Below are 22,010 nucleotides of genomic sequence, written 5' to 3'. Positions count from 1 at the left end.
ATTGCTGGCTACATTTGTGACAAGTTTGTAAAGAGTAAAAAACGACGAGTTAAGCCCGTCGTTACTTTCACTCATCCTCTTCATCAAACACTTCATCAATCATACATTTCTCTAATAAATACTCGAATGTAATATCTGCGAGATCTTCAATTTCTTCTCGTTTTGGGACGTATCCTCTTTCAATTAGTTGCTCATAAAAAAACTCCGCAATCTCTTCCGTATCAATTACGACTTCAATTTCCTTCATGAGCATCACTCCTTTATTTCTGTTTTATGAAAAAATCTCAAAAATATGTATATGAGATTAGAAAAATAGTTTTTCTTTTTTATAGGTCATATCCTTTGGACAAGGTGCATACGATGGTAGTACAAGCTATCAAAAAGGGGGATATAATTATGGAATATCAATACGAGGTAAAGCAAGAAGTAGGACAAACAAAAGAAGAGTTCATGCATGAAGATCAATGGGCAGACTCTCTTATTAAATGGCTTTTTATTTTTTTAATAATTGTAGGCATACCTTATACTGCATATGTTGTTGTTCAATTCATTCTCTCTTTCTAGTTAACTATTTTTTCTCTGTCAATTTAACTAAATAATTATGAACAACATCCATAACAATTTTGTATTCTTCATCTTTAAATGTATCAAATAGCAATTGATAATCGTTATAAATATCAAGTAATCCATCAATGATTTCTTGACGATTTGTCTTAACACTCACTTTTTTCGAGTTGTTAATTGACTTTAATTTTCCTAAATCTAATTTATTCATACCTGCTTTATCTTGTTTCATTTTCTTCAAAATTGCATTTGCCGTTTGAGCATTGGCAAGTAACGTTAAATCTGACTCATCCGCTTCTAACCATTCACCATCCGTAATTCGTGACAGTTCATATATTGTATCTTCCCATGCATCATTTTTATATCTCCATACTTCTGTACGAAAACCAACAATACGAAACACATCTTTATCATATCCTGTTACTTGCACGAGATCACCAAATGTGAAATTATAGTTTAATTCAATCCACTCAGTTTCACCTTTTTTCATATCTTGCTCTGTAACGTGCTGCAATGTTTGCTCTACGTAAAATCCATCGTGATTATTGACTTCGTATACGTAAACTCCATCTAAAACCTTCATATTTGTGATTTTACCAACGGTTCCATATAGCGTAATCACGACTATGTCCCCTACGTTATATTTAGGTTGCTTTTTCCTTGCCATCTATATCTCTCCTTTTTTTGACGTCGTGATTTTGATAACAGTATATGCAACCTACTTAAAAACGCTTATCACAGAAGCGTATATTCATAAATTTTTTCAATAAAAAATATCATCATATAAAAATTTATTTACAACGTAAAAAAAGCTAGCAAATAGACTAGCTTCATGTCGAAAAAAGTTCATATAGTTTTTATCTATCTTGTATGTATAAATCCCACGCTTCATCAAATATAGACATACTTTCTAGCATTCCACTTAGCTCTAAGTATGAACTAATTTCATCGTAATCTTCAGATTGCTTCGGAAAACTTAAATCATCATACATTGCCTCTGCTAAATTCGATATTTCATTACTAAATAAAGCTGCACGATGCTTCATCATATAGTGGTAAAATGTCTTTTTCAAAAATATTCCCTACCTTTCTAGCTTGGGTACATTATACAAGGCAAAAAAGAAAAAAACCAGCATAAAAGCTGGTTAAAAGTCGAAATAATTTCTTTTTAATAGACGTGGTCTTCCCATTAATTCTTCATATGTTAGTTGTTTTGGTAAGTCTTTCGTATAAATTAGAAACAATTGATCTTCTATTTCTTTCACTGTTTGATCTGATTGATAGTCCATACCACATGAGGAACAAGAAATGCATGGTGTCTCTTGGATTTCAATGGCTTTCGTACCATCTGGTAATTCCCAATATACAGTATTTAAGCTTTCTTTTGCTTCTGTACTGTCACACCACATACAATTCATACTGCATCACCCTCAGTTTTTTTGTCGTTTTCTTCTAATTTAGCCATTTGTGCTTGATATTTTTTATCTTTCAATTGGTCGCGCTTATCACGTTTATCTTTTAATGTTGCATGCGTTTCATTATCCTCATAGTCTTTACGACGGTTCATACGCTGTAAATCGTCTGGAACAAGATTAAATTTCTTATCACTCATAAGGCCTGCGATACCAACATCTGAACGTTTTTCTTCGTAGTTTGGATAAATTTCTTTAAAGTACCCTTCTGCTCTTCCTGGAATGTAGCTTTCTGGCTCTGGATACGTTGTAATAACACCTTCAAAGTTACGAAGTACAACTTTATCTGCACTTTGCGAGATTAAATAGTTTGGTTGAAGCGCAATTTTACCGCCTCCTCCTGGTGCATCAACAACGAATGTTGGTACTGCATAACCAGACGTATGTCCGCGTAAACCTTCAATAATTTCAAGACCTTTAGAAACTGGTGCACGGAAATGACCAATACCTTCAGATAAGTCACATTGATAAATATAATATGGACGTACACGGATTTTTACTAAGTCATGCATTAGTTTTTTCATAATTGGAACACTGTCATTAATACCAGCTAAAATTACTGCTTGGTTTCCGACTGGAACACCAGCATTCGCTAACATTTCACATGCTTTTTTCGATTCTTCAGTAATTTCAATAGATGTATTGAAATGTGTATTTAACCATACTGGATGATATTTTTTAATAATGTTACATAAGTTTTCTGTAATACGCTGCGGGAATACTACCGGCGCTCTCGTTCCGATACGAATAATCTCAACATGCGGAATCTCTCGTAAATTTTTTAATACATATTCTAAAATTTTATCGTTAATAAGAAGACCATCACCACCAGAGATTAATACATCTCGTACTTGTGGTGTTTCACGAATGTAAGCAATTGCATCATCTAATTGTTTCTTCGGCACACCCATTCCAATTTGTCCACTAAAACGACGGCGTGTACAGTAACGACAATACATAGAACATTGATTCGTTACTAAGAATAGTACGCGGTCAGGATAACGATGTGTTAACCCTGGAACTGGTGAATCTTCATCTTCATGAAGCGGATCTTCTAAATCATATTTTGTTTTATATAACTCTTCCGAGATCGGTACAGATTGCATCCGAATCGGACAGCGTGGGTCATCAGGATTCATTAACCAAGCATAGTACGGTGTAATATTTAACGGGATCGTTTTCGTTGAAATTTTAACGCCCTCTTCTTCATCAGGTGTTAAGTTAATCACTTTCTTTAAGTCATCTAACGTTTTGATCGTATTCGTTAATTGCCAAACCCAATCATTCCATTGCTCTTCAGTAACATCTTTCCATAATTCGATATCCTTCCAGTGACGATTTGGTTTGTATACATCATGTAACATTGCTATTCCCCCTTTTTATACGCTCATCCTTTATATAAGCAATAGTTATGCCAACTTTACTTTATTGATAAGTAAACGTACGGATAACCCTATTATATAAGCGAAAAAAATATTTTTAAGCACTGTATGAAATCCATACATACTATCATATTCATTACTTTTTATATATGTAAACGCTCTTTTATTGGTGCAAACACACAAAAACCGCCAATTATTCGGCGGTTTTGTCGTACTTACTCAGTTTATATTGAAGCGTCTGACGAGGGATACCTAACATTTTTGCAGCCTGTAATATATTCCCTTCTGTTTCAATTAACGCTTGATCTATTAATTTTTTTTCCGTTTGATGAAGTGCTTCTCTAAGAGGCAATATGCCCTTCTTCTTTGGAAAACTCTCTTTCCGAAATGTACGCGGTAAACAATTGGCTGTTAATGTATTCCCTTCTGCAATAATGACAGCATGTTCAATCGTATGTTTTAACTCTCGAACATTTCCAGGCCATTGGTAAGCTTGTAGTCTTTCTTTCGCTTCCTTATCCATTTGAAGTACACCTTTTTTATAACTTTTATTATATTCTTTCAAAAAATAAGACGCTAACAATAATACATCCTCCGTTCTTTCACGGAGCGGCGGAATATATAATGAAAAGACATTTAATCGATAGTATAAATCAGTGCGAATTTTATTCTCTTTTAAACATATTTCTGGTGGCTGATTCATTGCGGTAATAACGCGAACATCTACTTTTCTCGTCTTATTATCACCAATACGACGAATAACACCATCTTCTAATACACGTAGCATTTTCGCTTGTAAATCGAGTGGCATTGAATTCAGTTCATCTAAAAACAATGTCCCTCCATCTACAAGTTCAAATAATCCCGCTCGTTCAATTGCCCCCGTATAACTACCTTTCGTCGTTCCAAACAATAAACTTTCTAATAGAGACTCTGGCAAAGCTGCACAGTTTTGTGCAATAAACGGCTTGTTCTTCCGCTTAGAGGCTTCATGAATCGCTTGTACAAATAATTCTTTCCCTGTTCCTGTTTCCCCATATATTAAAACATTCGCATCAGTTGGGGCTACTTTTTGTGCTAATTCTTTCGTCTGTTTAAACCGAGCATCATTCGTCACGATCGTCTCAAATGCAACATCCTTTTTGACCGCTTTTTTTCTAGATGACCGCTTTATTTTCGACTGCAAATCGACTATTGTATCGGTAAGTTTTTGTACTGTGGAATAATCTTTTGCAATTTCAACAGCTCCAGCAATATTTCCATCTATGAAAATAGGTAACGTCGTATTTACTGTACAAATGTCTTCCCCATTTAAGTTTTGATAATGCTGCACTTGATGAACGATTGGCTTTTTTGTATCTAATACTTTCATCAACGTACTTGTTTCCCTAGATAAAGAAGGAAACGCTTCTAACAAATGTTTACCTAACACTTTTTCAATTTTTGATCCATCGTGTTTTGCAGCTACAGTATTATAGAAAATTGTAATACCATTTTCATCTACTGCGTGTATAGCCTCATCAATACTGCCCAAAATCGCCTCAATGACTTCTTGTGTCGAAACTGCTAGCAATGTCATCCCCCCTCTTGCCGAAAATCCAGCAAATACTATGCCGAATTTCCGGCATACCTATGTGCGATTATAAGCATGACGATTCCGTTCTATTTTTATAACGTACTATTTAGACAAATCTTTTACCCATATATTCATATCTTCTAGCTTATCAAAAATGTAGCAATTGTTCGCCAATCTTCCTGTATACGTATAGCCTAACTGATGAAAGGCTGCATTCATTCCGAAAGAAAGCGATCGAGCAATTGTATAAGAACAGAAAATCGATTTTTCTTGAAGTTCTTCTTCTAACTTAATTAATAAACTTTTCATAAACCCATGTTTACGATATTCGGGTAAGGTCGCACAATTCGTTAATTCTGCATTTCCTTCTTTTATATTCATTTCTGCAGACGCTGTACTAATTATTTTCCCCTCGAATTCATACACATAGTAAATTGTATCGTCTTCTTTCATCGTTTGTTTTACATAACTCGCTTCGTTTAAAGGAGTTGGATACACTTCAAATACTTCTCCAAAGACAGCTGCTAATTCTTCTGCGTCCTCTTCTGTCGCTTTTCTTAATAGGAATTTTTCCGGAACTATTTTTTCCTTTACTTCTTTTGCTTTTACTCCGCTTAAAATGGTATCTTCCTCAGCCCAATGAATACTATTTCGTCTTTCATCATTATTAAATTTCACGAAGAAGTATGCATCGTGACCTTGAAAATAATGTGGTATTGTTGCTTCTAATAAAAAACCGAAAGAGAGCCATGTTGAAACATGCTCTCCCTTTCCTTTAACAATACATTTAGTGAAAGAATGTTTCTCTGCTAATTCGTCAATTGTTTGGATGATTCTCTCAACATTTCCTGTGTAGTGGTCTACTCGAATACGTTTATTAAAATAGTCCAAAACGCCTTCTACTGTATAGCCATTCGTCTGTTCTCTAAAAGATTCATAGTATTTCATTTTTTCACCTCACACCAATCTAGTAATGTACATGCAATAATTTTCGCGGCAGCTATCATTTTATCAACTTCTATATATTCGTTTGGATAATGCGCTACTTTCGTCTCTCCTGGGCCAAATACTATCGTTGGTACACCTGCGATTTGTGTAAATAAACCTCCATCAGTCCCCCACGGTGATGCTTCAATAATCGGTTTGTTCCCTTCGATTTCAACAAAGTTATGTTCAAGCGTTGTAATTAACTCATGATTTTCTTCTAGTTCACCTGGAACCCATCTTGCTCCAAACCATTCCACTTCTACAGGATTTTCAACAAACCAATTGTCCACATCATTTAATTCAGCAATCCAATTCTCGAACTCTTCTTTTGCTGCCTCTATAGTCTCATTCGGCGCAATACCGCATCTTCCTTCTAAAATTAACGAATCAGGAACAGAACTTGGCCAGCTACCGCCTTCAATTTTCCCAATATTAATTGGAATTGGGATCGGGATTCCTTTAAATAATGGATCTGTAATTCGGTCATTTCTCTTCTCTTCCAACTTTCTCAAATGATCTATAACAAACATACTTTTTTCAATTGCACTTACTCCTTCATAACGCGTCCCACCGTGTGCAGCTTTCCCTTTGACATGTAGACGAAACCACATGGACCCTTGTTGTTTCGGGAAAAACTTCATATTTGTTGGCTCTGGAATAATGACACCATCCGCTTTATATCCTCGTAGTATAGTCGCTAATGTTCCTGCCCCACCGCTTTCTTCTTCTATTACACTTTGAAAATAAATATCTCCTTTTAATTCAATACGAGATTCAATAATTGCTTCCATCGCAAGCATTAGTGCGACATTGCCGCCCTTCATATCTGTCGTTCCACGACCATATATACGATTTCCTATTTTCTCACCACTATAAGGATGATGGTCCCACTGATTCACATCTCCTTCTGGTACGACATCAATATGCCCATTTAATATCATGGATTTCCCGTCGCCGCTTCCTTTAAGAGTTGCCACAATGTTCGGGCTATCTGCAAAACTTGTACGCGGTGATACAAAATAAGGATGATCTTTCATTTTAGAAAATGATGGCTCCCATATATCAAGATCTAAACCTAGCTCACGTAATTTTTCAATCACAATTGCCTGCGCACCACTTTCATCACCAGATACGCTCTTTTCTTGAATTAATCGTTTTAAAAATTTTACACTTTCTTCTTCATGACTCTCAATATAATCACAAACTTGTTTTTTTAATTGCTCCATATATTACATCTCCCCTCATTCAATTACTAGTAAGTTAGAGCCAATTTTAAAATCCGCTTCTGTATGTTGTTTTATATCTTCCACTGTGTATGGGCTCATCAATTCTTGTAAAATAAGTCCATCCTGCGTTACTTCCATTACTGCCATATCCGTAATAATTAAATCTACGCATTTTTTTGAAGTTAATGGTAATGTACACTCCGAAACAATTTTTGCATTTCCGTATTTATCGACATGATTCATCACAACAACGACCCGCTTCGCTTTTTGAGCTAAATCCATTGCTCCTCCAATACCTGGAACACGTTTTCCTGGAACAATCCAGTTTGCTAAATCACCATTCTCGCTTACTTGTAATGAACCAAGAATCGTTATATCTAGTAAACCTTTTCGAATCATCCCAAACGCTGTGCAACTATCAAAATAACTTGCTCCTGTAATAAGAGAAGTTGGCAAACCTGCTGCGTTACATAAATTTTCGTCTTCATTTCCTTTGCTTGGCGTAGGTCCCATACCTACAATTCCATTTTCTGCATGAAACATAACGTTTATATCGTCAGGCAAATGATTCGGTACAAGCGATGGTATACCAATTCCTAAATTTACAATCATACCATTTTGTATTTCTTTCGCTGCACGTCTAGCAATCTTATCTCTCACTTCTACGCCCATACCCATTTCCAATTCACTCCTTCCGACGGTACGATATAATTTACAAATACTCCTGGGACAACAATTTCTTCTGGATCTAAACTTCCCAGTGGAACGATTTCTTCTGCTTCTACAATCGTTATATCCCCGGCCATAGCAACGTGAGGGTTCATGTTACGAGCGCTCTTATCAAACACAAGGTTGCCGAACGGATCTGCCTTTTTCGCATATACAATCGCAACCTCAGCAGTTAATGCTGTTTCAACTAAATATGTTTTACCATTCATTTCAACAGTACGTTTTCCCTCTTCTACAATCGTATCAACACCTACATCAACTAATACGCCACCAAGTCCTACACCACCAGCACGAATACGCTCTGCTAATGTTCCTTGAGGAGAAAACTCAATTTGTAACCTTCCTTCGTTTAGCTGTCTTCCTGCATTTGGATTTGATCCAATATGAGAAGTAATTAATGATTTTACTCTTTCATTCGTAACGAGACGACCGATTCCTACATCAGGAAATCCTGTATCATTTCCAATTAAATTTAAATTTGTAACTCCTTTTTCTAAAATGGCCTGTATTAAAGATGGAGGGGAGCCAATCCCCCCAAATCCCCCAAACATTAATGTCATATCATCGTGGAATAAAGAAATTACCTCCTCTATCTCTTTTAATTTACTGAATGTATTCGTAATAGTTGTCATGCGATACTATGCCCTCCTTTTTGCATCATTTCTTCAACACTTTTTGCAAAAATTGAAAGTAATTCATCTAACTCGGAATATGTAGTTGTCATTGGCGGTGCTACAAGCAGTGCGCTATCTTCTTTTCCTGCTTGCCCTGAAACAGCTTGGTATAAAAGAAGACCATTTTTAGCTGCAACCGAAATAAGTTCCGACGCTTTTGTAAACGGTTGCAATTCTACTCCAATCAGCAATCCTTTTCCACGCACATCAGCAATGATTGTCGATTGTTGCTGAACTTTCTGTAATCCTTTTATTAAATACTCTCCCTTTTCCGCTGTTTTTTCAGGTAGATTATGTTTCTCCATATATTCAATAACAGCTAGAGCTGTTGCTGCAGATAATGGATTTGCACTTAACGTATGTCCACTCATAACAGAACGCGATCCTCGTAAAATTGGCTCCATAACACGGTCACTTACAACCGTCGCTGCCATCGGTGTGTATCCAGCTCCTAAACCTTTACCAAGGGTCATAATATCCGGTTCTACACCCCAATGCTCCATCGCAAACCATGCACCAGTACGCCCAAGCCCAGTCATTACTTCATCAGCAATAAATAAAATATCGTAATGACTACAAATGTCTTTAATAACTTTATAATATTCTTTCGGCGGAACGACTGCACCTCCAGCTGCTCCAATAATCGGTTCAGCAATAAAAGCCGCAATATGTTCTGCCCCAATCCTTTCAATTGATCTTTCTAGTTCAGTCGCACAAGCAAGCTGACAAGTTGGATATACCTTTTGTACCGGACATCTAAAACAATATGGAGCTGGAATAGTTGGATAATCTTCTAAAATTGACACGAAACGTTGTCTACGCAGTGGATGCCCAGACATTGATAAGGCTCCCATCGTAATACCGTGATAACTCATCCATCGTGACAATATTTTATGTTTCCCTTGAATACCTCGCTCTTGAAAATGCTGAATTGCAATTTTCATAGCTGTTTCATTTGCTTCCGTACCACTATTCACAAAAAAGCTCCAGTTCAAATCTCCTACACTTAAATCGCTTAGTTTCTTAGCTAATTTTTCAGCTGGTTCACTCGTAAACTGTGATCTATAAACGAAAGCAATCTCCTCAGCTTGCTTTTTGATAACGTCCGCAATCTCCTTTACGCCATGCCCAATACCTGCCGTAATTGCTCCTGACGAGCCATCAAAATATTTATTTCCGTTTTGATCATACAAATAGACACCTTTTCCATGTGAAATCATTGGATACGGCTGACCAACAAGTGGTTTAATTAAGTAATCGCGCATAGCGCTCCCCCATTTCTCCAATTTGTATATATATATGAAGAAAATTGACGTTTCTTTCATAAAAAAGAACCCTCTGCGAAAGCAGTGAATTTATCAAAAAACTATTATAAAATATACAAATGAGTGCTAAATACCAATTTCAAAAACAGAAAATTCAGAACTTGTTTTAAAGACCAACCCTTATCTATACGCTCAAATACCCCTCCCTTATGTAAAGTTAACGCTTCACTAAATGTTTTTCTAACATAATGTCAGCTTCCCTCAAATGCCGACATTGTGTAAACTTCGACGAAACTCCCTTTAAACTCCTTCCTGTTCTCCTACTTTATATTGCATATTTTTAAACAAAACTCGACAATTAATCCTACTAAATGCATAGCAATTATTTTAAAGAAATCAATATTTCACATACAACTCCATCCGTTTTATACAATAAAAAAAGAACCGATTAACCACATTAATCAGTTCGGCACGACGCTCTTTTATCAGTTAATACCGTCACTTGCTAACATAAATAGAAACAATAGTATTACAAAATCACAATTCATCCTACAGTATAAAGCACAAAACCGTCCATAACTCCATTTACAATTCCTTGCGGGATATCCCCATCCCAAGGTTTCATTCCTTTCCTTAATTTCAAACTACCTTTCCTTTATAATTTATGTAGGACAATTATTACTTTGTATGTGTATTTGCCCATAATTAAAAAAATCCCTAGTTTCCTAAGGGTTTCAGGACATGGTTTCGACATGTCACGTGTTATGCTCTCAAATTTTTCATTTCGAAATACACACTTCCTCTGCCAATATGGATGATATATTTTTGTATCCTCTAGAAAATTATAACTCTCGTTCACCTAAACTTATCTTATCCTTAAAAAATACTTATTATTAATTTTCAACCTTTCCCCTTTAAAAAAAATTTTTTTCGCATAACCTCATTCTTGCTAAGCATATAGTTTTAATGATGACAAAGGAGGAATGTTCATGTCTCAATCTGAAATCGAAAAATATGGACAAGAAGCTGCACGTTACGAACAGCTCGCTCGTTACTATCAATTTCATAATCCAAAAAAATATGTAGAACTATATATGAAATATTATGATGCGCTTACGAATCTTGTACAGGCATACGAAAAAAGAAATTCACAAGAAGCTGCTTTACCATCGCACATAAGATTTTTTCACTCTGCTTCAAATACACCTGCCGTTGACATTTTAGTAAACGGGCAAAAGGTAATTAAAAATATTTCATTTAAACAATTTAGTCCTTATTTAACATTAGTACAAGGTAAGTACCGAATAGATATCGTTCCTGTTGGAAATGAAACGCCCATCTTTTCAGCTTTAGTACCAATAATGGGAAATCACACTTATACTTTTGCCGCAATAAATAGTGATAATCATCTACAATTACAACCTATGCTTGATAATACTCATTTACCAGCAGGTCAGGCAAAAATACGCTTTGCACACTTTTCTCCTGATACCCCTGTTGTAAATGTAAGTTTAAAAGCTGGCGATCATTTATTTGAAAATGTACTCTTTAAACAAATAACAGATTTTTTAGAAGTTAGCCCTGGTACAGCGGATATAGAAGTTTCACTCGCAGATCATCAAAGTGTCTTACTAACTATACCGGATTTCAAAGTCGAACCGAACATTATTTATACAATTTCAATTTTAGGTTATTCAACGAAAGATCCTAAATTAGAAGCCGTTATACTTACGAATTAAAACAGTCTACACCATTCATTTGGTGTAGACTGTTTATTTTTGAAATGCAATTTGAAATTCTGTCCAATCATTATCTGAACGACACATGATGGACCCGTTATGCTTTTCTACAATTTGTTTACATACAAATAACCCAATACCAGTTCCTAACTTTTTAGTAGTTACAAATGGTTCAAAAATCGTTTCTACATTTTCAGCTGGAATCATTGGCCCGTTATTTTTTATTACAATCCGAATCGATTGATCTTCTTCAAATACATCAATGATAATTTTTCGTTCTTCTTTCATTGATTCAAGAGCATCAATTGAGTTCATTAATATATTTAAAAATACTTGTCTCACTTCACTCCGATAACCAGTAAGCGGAATTGGATATGGCAAATTCTTTTCAATAGAAACATTTGCATTGACCAAACTTGGATATAAGAACTGTATAATGTCTTGAAACAAATCATTTAGCCAAAACCGTTCAGATTCAGTCCACATTTCTTTTTTCGATACGAGTAAAAATTGCGAAATGCGAAAATTTAATTGGTCTAATTCATGAGAAATAATATCTAAATACGATAAACTAGGATGGTCTGCCTTTAATAATTTGACAAACCCCATAATGGAAGTAAGCGGATTACGAAATTCATGTACAAAACTAGCTGACATTTGCCCTAAAATCGTCAGCCTTTCTTTATGTGTTTCGTTAATATATTGCTGTTTTTCCTCTAAATTTCTTGATATAATTTCCGAGTATTTTAAAACAGTGTAATAAATTAATTTGTCAAAACAAGTATGTATTTGGGCCATAATTGGTTTCAATTCACGTGCACTAACATCTAATTCACACATCGCTTCGAAAAGCTCATTTCTTCCTACATTTGCATTATAAACAAAATCACCTATATTCGCATCTGCTCCTGCACGTTCAATAGCAATTTTCTCGCATAATGGCTGAAGATAATTTATATCTTTTTCTTCCATAGTAAGTTCAATAATAAACTCTAATAAATCCTCTCCATTTTGAACTGCTTCTAGTCTAAATGGATCTTTATCGGAAATTATCATTTTGTTTTTCCAGTTCTCAACGAATTGGTGCCTGTTGTTTTTCAAGTGCGAACAAAATACTTCTTTAATATCCTTATCGATTGGAAAAACCTCCATTCCTCCATTTCCATGCGACGAACACCCTTTATATTTTGAATATTAACACAAAAAACATGATTCGTTAATAGATTATTGTCACATTTTGTTAATATGTGTTGATAAAATTTTTATAACTTTATTAATTGTTTAGATTGTTACATTCCATTTTCCTTCCTTTCATTCAAATTTTTTATATTCGATGCGACTTTTTTTGCATCCTGCTTCATTCTTTCGTACAATAGAAAAGGAAAGGTGTGAAAAATATGGTAAATAAAAATGTGGAAGATTATCTCCAAGAAGGCATTTACGGCCAAAAGCAAAACAAACCAGAAGAACGTAATATGTATTTAACTACATTACGTGAGCGTGTAGAAATCGCTTTAACTATCGGTCAAGTAATGCAAAGTAATGTATATTCTGAAGTAGCTAGTAGCATGCACTCTTCTCAATCATTACAAATATTCCTAAATGGCGGCATTGCTTACCCACATTTATCAAAATACATTAAATTAGCGAACGAAAAAAATGTTCCTTTTACAATTGTTCAAAATAAAGGTACAGAAACACCAATCGGTTTAGTATTATCTCATAGCACTGCTGTCGACAAAGAACAAATTTATGTAGAAGATGCTATTTTCAAACAAGAAATGAAGTAAAAGGTACACTTGATTAAATGAAATCATTCTAAGAAACGTCAAATAAACAAAAAAAACGAGTATGGAATCGTAAACATTTCCTACTCGTTTTTTTCGATGTTTAAGTTCTAGTTCCTTTATTTTTTAATACACACTAATTTCATTTCTGTCATTTCTTCGATTGCATATTTAATTCCTTCACGCCCCGTACCACTTTCTTTCACACCCCCGTAAGGCATATGGTCTACTCTGAACGTTGGAATATCATTTATCATGACACCACCAACTTCAAGCTCATCAATTGCACGCATAGCTTTAAACAAATTATTTGTAAATACACCTGCCTGTAGACCGTAACGTGAATGATTTACTTGCTCTATAGCCTCATCAAATTCTTTAAATGTATTTACTGTCATAAGTGGACCGAACACTTCTTGGCACTGTACAGATACATGCTCTGGAACATTCGTTAATACAGTTGGTTCAAAAATCCTTTCATCACGTTTGTTACCACCATACAAAACGTTCGCTCCTTCTTTAACTGCTTCTTGCACCCAGTTATCGATACGCTCGACATCTTTTTTCGAAATTAAAGCTGATACATCCGTTTCCTCAAGCAACGGATCACCAACAACAACTGTTTCCATCGCTTTCTGTAACTTAGATAAAAATTCATCCAGTCTCTCTTCATGTACAAAAACGCGTTGTACCGAAATACAAACTTGTCCATTATTAACAAATGCTCCCCATTTTACTCGTTCAATTAATTCATCTGTTAATTCAACATCTTCATCAATAATAACAGCGGCATTCGATCCTAGTTCTAACGTAACTCGCTTTAACCCAGCCTTTGCCTTAATTCCAAGTCCAACTTTCGGACTTCCCGTAAAAGTAATGGAAGCAACATCATCATTTGTAACTATTGCTTCGCCTACAGTTGAACCAGGACCAGAAACAATATTTAAAGCCCCTTTTGGCAATCCTGCTTCTTCAAATAGTTCAACTAATGCATAAGATGATAGAGGCGTTTGATCAGCTGGTTTTAATACAACTGTATTTCCAGCAGCAATTGCGGGGCCCACTTTATGTGCCACTAAATTTAATGGAAAATTAAATGGTGTAATAGCTCCTATAACCCCAATCGGTTTTCGTATTGTGTATGCAATACGCCCATCTGCACCAGGTGCCGCATCAAGTGGCAGTGTCTCACCGTATATACGCTTCGCTTCTTCAGCTGCAAATTTGTATGTCTGAACGGTACGATCTACTTCCCCCCTTGCAGCACGTATTGGTTTTGCAGCCTCTTTTGCAATAATTTCTGCAAATTCTTCTCTTCTTTCATCCATTTTTTGTGCGACTTTCTCTAAAATAGTCGCTCGATCATATGCAGATAATGTATTCATTTCTTTCATTGCATTTTTTGCGGCAGTAACAGCCTCTTTTACATCTTCTTCCGTTCCTTGCGCAATTTCCGCTAATGTTTCTTCAGAGTATGGTGCGTATAATGGTTTATACGTGTTTACAGACTTCCAATCTCCATTTATATATAAATGCTTTTTCATAATTCTTCCCCTTTCAAATATATGTATACAACAATACTTCACCTAGTGAAAGGTCTGACTTATTTCATTGTAACATAGCCCTTATTCTGCCAAAAACATTATGCTCAAAAAAAACTCTGCCATCTAGCAGAGTCTACGAACTAATTTGTTCTTGTAATGAAATTTGTTTTTCATCTTCTAAAATAACAATTGATTCTACAGTTTTTGTAACTTCTAGTCTCTTTATATAGTGTCCATCTAATTCTTTTACGCAAAACTTATAATTTTCGATTTCAATGAAATCCTCTTCGGCTATTTCTATATTCTTCGTTAAAATCCATCCACCTATTGTGTCAACACCATTATCATCAATCGTTAAACCTAATAACGTATTTACTTCACTAACAAGTACTTTTCCCTCTAGTATTGTTTTCGTTTCACTAACTTGTTGAATTTCTGGCTGTTCATCTGTATCAAACTCATCTTGAATATCTCCAACTATTTCTTCTAAAATGTCTTCAACAGTAACAAGTCCAGACGTACCACCATATTCATCTATCAATATAGCAATATGTGTTCTTTCTTTTTGCATTTTTAAAAATAAGTCGTGTATTGGGATAGAGTCGATAACTAAAATAATCGGCCTAATATATTGCTCTACTTTCTTATTACTAACCGCATTATGCTGCACAAAATCTGTGAAAATATCTTTAAAATTCACAAAGCCTATTACGTGATCTTTGTCGCCATCAACAACTGGATATCTCGTATATTTTTCCCGAGACATTTTTTGCAACGCTTCTTCAGCAGGCATTTCTTTACTTATAATATGCATCTCAGTTCGGGGTACCATTATCTCTTTTGCTATACGATCATCAAATTCAAAGATTTTATTTACATATTTATATTCAGACTGATTAATCTCTCCATTTTTGTAACTTTCTGAAACTAATAACCGTAATTCTTCTTCTGAATGAACTTCATCGTGCCCTTTCGGTGGTTTCAGCCCTAGCAACTTCGTAATTATTCGGGCTGATCCATTTAATAGCCAAATAAATGGAAACGCCATACGATAAAAGAAAGTTAACGGTTTAGCAACAAATAAACTCACCTGTTCAGCTTTTTGAATCGCAAATGTTTTTGGAGCCAATTCCCCTATTACAACATGCAAAAATGTAATAAACAAAAACACTAAAATTACAGCAAAAATATCTGCTAGTTGAGTAGAAATGTTCAAATTCACAAAAAATGTGTCAAACATTTGCTTTAACGCAGGTTTACCGAACCACCCAATTCCCAGTGCTGTAACTGTTATTCCTAGCTGACAAGCAGATAAATATTCGTCTAAGTTTGTAATGACTGTTTTGACAGATGTTGCGCGATTATTTCCTTCTGCAATTAAATAGTCAATTCTTGAACTTCGCACTTTAACAATTGCAAATTCTGCTGCAACGAAAAATGCCGTTAAGGCAATTAAAACAATCACTATACTTATACTATATATGTCCAAATACTTTTCCTTACTTACATTGTAAGCAAGGAAGCCACCTCCTACTTAATTTTATTCAAGTGAAGTAAGCATTCTAATACTCTAACAAAATTCTACATTAGCAACCACCTTTTTATATATTATATGCATACATAAAAAAGATATTTATCATTATGATAATCTAATTCATTTCCCTCAGTCAAATGATTCTAAATTTCAAGATAAAAACTTTTATATTCACGATATATTCTTCCTAGCTTCATTTCGTGAAAAAACACTTTCTTTGCCGATTCCACACTTCTTTTGTCACACTGGAAGGGAACTTACTTCATAGATCGAAATCATTCAACAGGATATATATAGGAGGGATTATTTTGGAATATAAAACACCATTTATCGCAAAAAAATTAGGTGTTAGCCCAAAGGCTGTTGTCCGGATTGCACAACAATTAAATCTTACTATAGAAAAAAATAAATATGGTCACTTTATTTTTACACAAGATGATTTAGACCAAATGTTAGAATACCATCTTTCACAAATAGAGAAGTCCCAAAACACTCACCCTACTCAAAAAACATCATCAAATGATGTTGAAGAATTGAAAACTCAAGTAAATACAATTGTTCAAAACATATCATCACATGATTTTGAGCAATTAACCGCTCAATTAAACACAATTACGAGAAGACTAGATCGAATGGAAGAACAAATGCAAGATAAGGCAAATGATGTTGTTACGTACCAACTTTTACAACATCGCCGTGAAATGGAGGAAATGTTAGAGCGAATTCAAAAACTAGAAGCTACCCTCAAGAAAGAAGAACCAATCTATATTACTCCCGATACAAAGCCAATATATGAACGTGAAAAGAAACCGAAGCGCCGTAAAATGATTTTTAGTATATTTGGATTATAATTTTTAGACCCTTATTAAAATAATAAGGGTCTTTTTCATGAAGAATAATTTCATTTTAAAATCGCATTCTCTTTATTATACATATTCATTTCGTTTTATTTGGTTAACATAATATTCTTACTGTATTCTGCGATTAATGCCTGTGCATGGGCATTTCCTTGAATTACATCTCGAAATTCTTTTAAAGAATACAAATGCGTAGCCCCTTTTCGGGCATGAATTCGTACTGGTACACCTTGTAAAGTATCATGAAATTGAAATGGCTTATCTATCGGTTCAATTGGGAAACCGAGTGTTAATAAATACATATACATTCTTTTTGTAACCGCTGCGATATACCATTCTGCTTTTGTTTCTAATGCATGCATAAATAAAATAGCTGTTAGTCTTTTGAAGTGTCCTCTCCCACGAGACGTTTTCGCAATACTTAACTTGCCTATTTCATATACATTTTGCAAATCTTTCACTAAATCATTTTTAGAAAACGGATAGAAAAACTCAGAATTTGATTGTTCTGGTACCGTATACTTCATACATTCTACTGTACCGATATGATGTTCATCTTCTATTAATAAAAATCGTGATGGATTTAAATTACGTTCTACGAACATTAAGTTTCTTTCTTCACAAAAATCTCCCCATAGTTGCTCGAACCAAAAATGTTCTTCCTTTGTTTGAACACGCTGGAACATATTTCCCCGCCTTTCCCATCGCCGCTCTGTTTTTGATAACGCTTTCACTATCTATCATATAAGAACAAATCTTCGTATGCAACTAAAAATATTTATGACTTATTATATTCTGCAAAACGAATTAAATTCCATCATAATCATCTCTTATCCCTCATGTACCATCCTTCTCACAATATATTTATATTACTTGCAAATTTATATCGTATGAAGCCGTCTCCCCTACTGCATATAATTCTTCTTAATCTAAAGAAATCCTTTATAAAAAAGGATTTCTTTTACTTCTTCATGCTTTTTAACCACTTCTCAAAAATTTGTACCATTCCATGTTTTCCAGCTAATTTCTCTTCCCCTTGCTTTGTTTTATATGGATATAATTGTAAGAAAATACCACAACCAGACTCAATTTTTTTACTATGCATATGACTTCCTGGATATACACAAATGACTTCATAAATGGCCCTTCGATGATAGACTCGCTTTCCATCCTGTTCTTCTACAAATTTTATAGACCAGTACTTATACATTTGCTCAGTTGCTTTCGTATTCCCAACGTGCTGAAAAATATTGTACATTGGGCTATACTTCACTTCAATAATAATAGAAGATTGATAGACGTATTTCTCTTCCCCCTTTACATAACAGTCTAAGCGAATATCTGGCTTCTTCGTATCTTCTCCATTATAAAAATTACTCCCTTTACTTAATGCAATAAGAGGATGTGTTTCAATTAAATCATTAAATGCGACATGGACTTTCATATCATCTCGATGTAAAACTACTGTCGTTCCATCTTGTAATCCATCTACATAAAAATGTTCTTGTATTTGTTCACGAATGGAATTTCTAGCTTCAAAACCAATCTGCTCTAACATGGAAATAACGATAAAAAAAGCGTAATATTCATACACTAAAAAAGTTGGTTTATAAACAAATAATAAAGATGGAGATTGATCTGTATATTGTGGGAGTAAATCTAAATGCTGTAGTAATTGTTGATGTGGTATCGGTAAATTATGTGCGTTCATTCTACCCGTTTCAGAAACTTCTCTCCAAAATGGAGAATGCATTAAAGTTTGAAAGTATTGTACACTATCATGTACGAAATGTGCTAAAATTTTATATTCTTGTATCTTCATAGAACTTTTTCGTAAATCCGCCTCTTTTAGTAAATGTATATTTTTATATTTTTGTTTCTCTCTATCGGTCACTGATCCATTACGCTCAATTGTTTGTATAATCGTTTTTACAGCTTGAAATTCTTCTGATTTCTTCTTTTTTTCTCTTTCTAATATTTCAATTGTTTGACGCAAAAAACTTTCGGCTTCAAGTAAATAAAAATAAAATTGCATCGCTTTAAATTTAAGAAATGCATTTTCTATACTATTTTTTTGTTCGATAAACTTACGATTATAATATTTTGCGTACGGTTTTCTTTCCGCCACTACCGCTCCTTTCCTCGTTACTTTCCGCTCCTTTTCTTCCCATTTATATTCATGTATAAATTTTGAACTCGATTCTATTTTCTTAAAAATTTGCTTTATCTTTTTCATTTTTTGCGGCAACTTTCTAAGTAACACTAGATAAGAAGAATCTTCAATATCGCTAAGTGCAGAGAAAGTCTTTTTATAATAACCTCTATCTAAAATCAACTCATTTAAAATTGACTTCACATAGTTTTGAATCATTTCAAATTGATCATCAAAAAAATTTTTTGGAACGACTTGAAAAGCGCCATAATACGTTCGATTTTCTATATTCACCTCAAAATGATATAAACCACAACGCCATGGATAAAAGAATTCCGTTTTTCCATGTTCATATATTAATACCTTTTGTTTTTTTTCATTTATTTCATATTTTGTCTCTTTTATATTTTTCTGTCCCTCATAGACTTTATTCCATATAAAAGTAATATTCATTGGATTTTCATAATGGTATTGCAATCTAATTGGTTTTAATTCTTGCACTTTATAAATACATTGAACTAATGCTGTTGCAGAGGTACAAAGACGATTTAATAAAATATATTCTCCTTTTGACTCCGTTCCAATAATTAACTTTAATACAAAAGGAAGCGTTTCTTTCGTATCAACGATTTCTGTTTCGTATCGCCCATCATTTTGCATAACCATACAACTCCAGTTCTCTACGCTTTTCTCTTATATATGCTAAAGAGTGTTCAAATGTAGATACTCTGTTTGCAAGTGGAGATTGCAAAAGAGGTACTAATGTTGCCCCCCTTTTTACTTCCTCTGAAAGTAAAGACCCAACCATCATTTCAGTCCCTCTTATTTTCGTCAATACACGTTGCTTTATTTGTAAATCAAATCCTTCCTCTCTACTAATCATATAAGAATGATTATTTTGGAACGGTATATTTTGCAAATAAGTAGCAATTGCATTTGCACATCGAAAAGAAATTCCCTTTGACGTATCGTGTGATGACAATACACCATGTAACTTATCTAATAGCTCTAACTCTTCTTCAGAAAACACCTCAATCATCGTTTTATTCCTGACCCAATTTATGCGAAATTCTCCTGCAGTTACTTTCAGAGGTGGTTGTAATACAACTTTCTCTTGCTCCATACACATCTCACAAAACGGAATCTTTCGTAAAGTTATTACATTCGTCCGATCTAATAATCGATCTGAGAGCTCCTTCGTTGTTTCATCAAAATTCACAGTACCAACAAATATAATATTTTCTCCAATTTCAATTGTTGGCGGAATTGAATTTTCTTTTTCTTGCACACCTTCATATAAATTTAAAATACGATTTTGTTTTTCAAGTTGAAGAACAGATAGAAATGGAGTAAACCAATGCTCAATATGTGACATATTCATTTCATCAAAAACGATTATATACAGCTGATTTTGATTTTCTTTTGCCTTCATTAACGCCCTAACTAATTTTGTTTCACTTTCAATAAAAGTACCATTTGGATGAAGGTAACCAAGTAAATCATGTGGTTCTTGATATGATGGTGAAATCGGGATCCAAACCAATTCTTCCCCGTATTGTAATCCAAGTGCTTCTGCATAAGCTTGCACAAAACGGGATTTTCCAGCACCTGGTATCCCCCCCAGAATCGTCAACATATTTGTTTTTGTACTTATATGAAAGTTATAAATATCTGTTTCATCCAAATATAGCCCTTTATTACGTATAAAACTTTTCACATACTGTAAAAAGACGGATTCACGCTCATCCCATTCCCATTCATCCTTTTGCACTTTTATTTCCTCTACCTCTACAAGCTTACCTTCTTCAGTTATTCGTTTTTTTAATTGCTCATACACATGATTGCTTACAAAATATAATTGATCTTCTACCGCTATTTCTACATACTTCATCCAGTCATTAAGTTCTATATACTTACATTCCCGCTGCTGTTCAAAATATGCGATTGAACTAATTGACGATGATTTTAAAGATATATTTCCATATAACCTTCCCTCATGCCACAATAACTCAGGGGGCTCAAAGTCTTTCGGATATTTTGGCATTAGAAATGACAAATAACCATTACTAAGTTTTCTTTCTAAAGACTCTCCCTTTTTATAATCGGAAACTTTAGGTACTGGAATCATTTTATAACCGTTTGCTATTTCTCGCGCTTCTTCTGTACAAATTAACTCCACGTATATATGTCCTCTTTCATAATAGAGACGAAACATAATCAATTGCTTTTCTAGTTTTCTTTTCTTTAATTCCGAAAAGACTTTTTCATTCTTTTTATTGCTACATAAACCTTCAAATACATATGGTTCATTTTTCAATTGCTCTTGCAATGTGAATGGTATTGGCGATAGGCATTGTACAAAGAAATTCTCTCCACTCTTCTCACTCTCTGCTTTTGTAAACTTCCCAATAAACCTCATATAGTACATTCGTTTTATAAAACTTGGCTGAAGAGCTTTATGTAATTTCACCTTCGTCACCTTCTTTTTTTCATACTATTCTTAGTGTATGAAAGAAACGCAA

General features: G+C 34.3%; 21 protein-coding genes. 4 read left to right on the top strand and 17 right to left on the bottom strand.

Annotated features, from left to right (window positions below; translation table 11 throughout):
* Positions 1-67: 67 nt before the first annotated feature.
* Positions 68-247, bottom strand: coding sequence for a YozD family protein (locus PDQ40_RS04320; RefSeq protein ID WP_000658451.1), 180 nt, complete (start codon positions 245-247; stop codon positions 68-70).
* A gap of 149 nt (positions 248-396) precedes the next feature.
* On the opposite strand from PDQ40_RS04320, the gene PDQ40_RS04315 reads away from it, so the two are divergent.
* Entirely contained in the window at positions 397-564 is a 168-nt protein-coding gene (locus PDQ40_RS04315) for a DUF3930 family protein (protein ID WP_000456537.1), read from the top strand.
* 4 nt (positions 565-568) lie between these two features.
* Here the strand turns inward: PDQ40_RS04315 and PDQ40_RS04310 are convergent, their stop codons facing one another.
* The 10 genes from PDQ40_RS04310 to PDQ40_RS04265 form a co-directional block, all read right to left on the bottom strand.
* Entirely contained in the window at positions 569-1,231 is a 663-nt protein-coding gene (locus PDQ40_RS04310) for a hypothetical protein (RefSeq protein WP_000101501.1), read from the bottom strand.
* Positions 1,232-1,421: 190 nt separating this feature from the next.
* Complete coding sequence (locus PDQ40_RS04305; protein WP_000750724.1) at positions 1,422-1,637, bottom strand: YozE family protein; 216 nt, start codon at positions 1,635-1,637, stop codon at positions 1,422-1,424.
* 72 nt (positions 1,638-1,709) lie between these two features.
* The gene (locus tag PDQ40_RS04300) at positions 1,710-1,982 is read right to left on the bottom strand and encodes a YokU family protein (RefSeq protein WP_000995764.1); all 273 of its coding nucleotides are present in this window, start codon (positions 1,980-1,982) and stop codon (positions 1,710-1,712) included.
* A complete protein-coding gene (ablA, locus tag PDQ40_RS04295; protein ID WP_000902136.1) occupies positions 1,979-3,400 on the bottom strand; it encodes a lysine 2,3-aminomutase in 1,422 nt (473 codons plus the stop codon). The genes PDQ40_RS04300 and ablA overlap by 4 nt, the downstream gene beginning before the upstream one ends.
* 211 nt (positions 3,401-3,611) lie before the next feature.
* Positions 3,612-4,997 (bottom strand): arginine utilization transcriptional regulator RocR, encoded by a 1,386-nt coding sequence (rocR, locus tag PDQ40_RS04290; protein ID WP_001997445.1) that lies wholly within the window; start codon positions 4,995-4,997, stop codon positions 3,612-3,614.
* Between the two features lie 99 nt (positions 4,998-5,096).
* Positions 5,097-5,942, bottom strand: a complete 846-nt coding sequence (gene ablB, locus PDQ40_RS04285; RefSeq protein WP_048556978.1) for a putative beta-lysine N-acetyltransferase — start codon at positions 5,940-5,942, stop codon at positions 5,097-5,099.
* Positions 5,939-7,207 carry a peptidase gene (locus PDQ40_RS04280; RefSeq protein WP_000436681.1) on the bottom strand — a complete coding sequence of 423 codons (1,269 nt, stop codon included), beginning with the start codon at positions 7,205-7,207 and terminating at the stop codon, positions 5,939-5,941. Before PDQ40_RS04280 ends, ablB begins: the two co-directional genes overlap by 4 nt.
* Before the next feature lie 15 nt (positions 7,208-7,222).
* Positions 7,223-7,885, bottom strand: coding sequence for a CoA transferase subunit B (locus PDQ40_RS04275; protein ID WP_000525280.1), 663 nt, complete (start codon positions 7,883-7,885; stop codon positions 7,223-7,225).
* On the bottom strand, positions 7,870-8,568 hold the full coding sequence (atoD, locus tag PDQ40_RS04270; protein WP_000208119.1) for an acetate CoA-transferase subunit alpha: 699 nt from the start codon (positions 8,566-8,568) through the stop codon (positions 7,870-7,872). Before atoD ends, PDQ40_RS04275 begins: the two co-directional genes overlap by 16 nt.
* Positions 8,565-9,875 (bottom strand): aspartate aminotransferase family protein, encoded by a 1,311-nt coding sequence (locus PDQ40_RS04265; RefSeq protein ID WP_001205894.1) that lies wholly within the window; start codon positions 9,873-9,875, stop codon positions 8,565-8,567. The genes atoD and PDQ40_RS04265 overlap by 4 nt, the downstream gene beginning before the upstream one ends.
* Before the next feature lie 989 nt (positions 9,876-10,864).
* Between PDQ40_RS04265 and PDQ40_RS04260 the strand changes: the two genes are divergently transcribed.
* Positions 10,865-11,614: a DUF4397 domain-containing protein gene (locus tag PDQ40_RS04260; RefSeq protein WP_000083263.1), complete on the top strand. Its 750-nt coding sequence runs from the start codon at positions 10,865-10,867 to the stop codon at positions 11,612-11,614.
* Positions 11,615-11,647: 33 nt separating this feature from the next.
* On the opposite strand, the gene PDQ40_RS04255 is transcribed toward PDQ40_RS04260, so the two are convergent.
* A complete protein-coding gene (locus PDQ40_RS04255; protein ID WP_000451748.1) occupies positions 11,648-12,766 on the bottom strand; it encodes a BA2291 family sporulation histidine kinase in 1,119 nt (372 codons plus the stop codon).
* A 245-nt stretch (positions 12,767-13,011) separates the two neighbouring features.
* On the opposite strand from PDQ40_RS04255, the gene PDQ40_RS04250 reads away from it, so the two are divergent.
* The gene (locus tag PDQ40_RS04250) at positions 13,012-13,404 is read left to right on the top strand and encodes a YueI family protein (RefSeq protein WP_214328850.1); all 393 of its coding nucleotides are present in this window, start codon (positions 13,012-13,014) and stop codon (positions 13,402-13,404) included.
* A 116-nt stretch (positions 13,405-13,520) separates the two neighbouring features.
* Here PDQ40_RS04250 and PDQ40_RS04245 read toward each other — a convergent pair whose 3' ends face one another.
* Positions 13,521-14,945, bottom strand: a complete 1,425-nt coding sequence (locus PDQ40_RS04245; protein ID WP_000716452.1) for an aldehyde dehydrogenase family protein — start codon at positions 14,943-14,945, stop codon at positions 13,521-13,523.
* 133 nt (positions 14,946-15,078) lie between these two features.
* Positions 15,079-16,434: a hemolysin family protein gene (locus tag PDQ40_RS04240; protein ID WP_002163665.1), complete on the bottom strand. Its 1,356-nt coding sequence runs from the start codon at positions 16,432-16,434 to the stop codon at positions 15,079-15,081.
* A gap of 353 nt (positions 16,435-16,787) precedes the next feature.
* Between PDQ40_RS04240 and racA the strand changes: the two genes are divergently transcribed.
* Positions 16,788-17,330 carry a chromosome-anchoring protein RacA gene (racA, locus tag PDQ40_RS04235; protein WP_000456007.1) on the top strand — a complete coding sequence of 181 codons (543 nt, stop codon included), beginning with the start codon at positions 16,788-16,790 and terminating at the stop codon, positions 17,328-17,330.
* A gap of 95 nt (positions 17,331-17,425) precedes the next feature.
* On the opposite strand, the gene PDQ40_RS04230 is transcribed toward racA, so the two are convergent.
* The 3 genes from PDQ40_RS04230 to PDQ40_RS04220 form a co-directional block, all read right to left on the bottom strand.
* Entirely contained in the window at positions 17,426-18,022 is a 597-nt protein-coding gene (locus PDQ40_RS04230; RefSeq protein ID WP_000487805.1) for a hypothetical protein, read from the bottom strand.
* Positions 18,023-18,297: 275 nt separating this feature from the next.
* Positions 18,298-20,148: a hypothetical protein gene (locus PDQ40_RS04225; RefSeq protein ID WP_001178635.1), complete on the bottom strand. Its 1,851-nt coding sequence runs from the start codon at positions 20,146-20,148 to the stop codon at positions 18,298-18,300.
* On the bottom strand, positions 20,138-21,958 hold the full coding sequence (locus PDQ40_RS04220; protein WP_000766181.1) for an AAA family ATPase: 1,821 nt from the start codon (positions 21,956-21,958) through the stop codon (positions 20,138-20,140). The genes PDQ40_RS04225 and PDQ40_RS04220 overlap by 11 nt, the downstream gene beginning before the upstream one ends.
* Between the last annotated feature and the right edge of the window lie 52 nt (positions 21,959-22,010).

Source organism: Bacillus cereus group sp. Bc061 (assembly GCF_027715825.1).
GTDB classification, from domain to species: domain Bacteria; phylum Bacillota; class Bacilli; order Bacillales; family Bacillaceae_G; genus Bacillus_A; species Bacillus_A paranthracis.
This window is presented reverse-complemented; position numbering and strand designations above follow the sequence as displayed.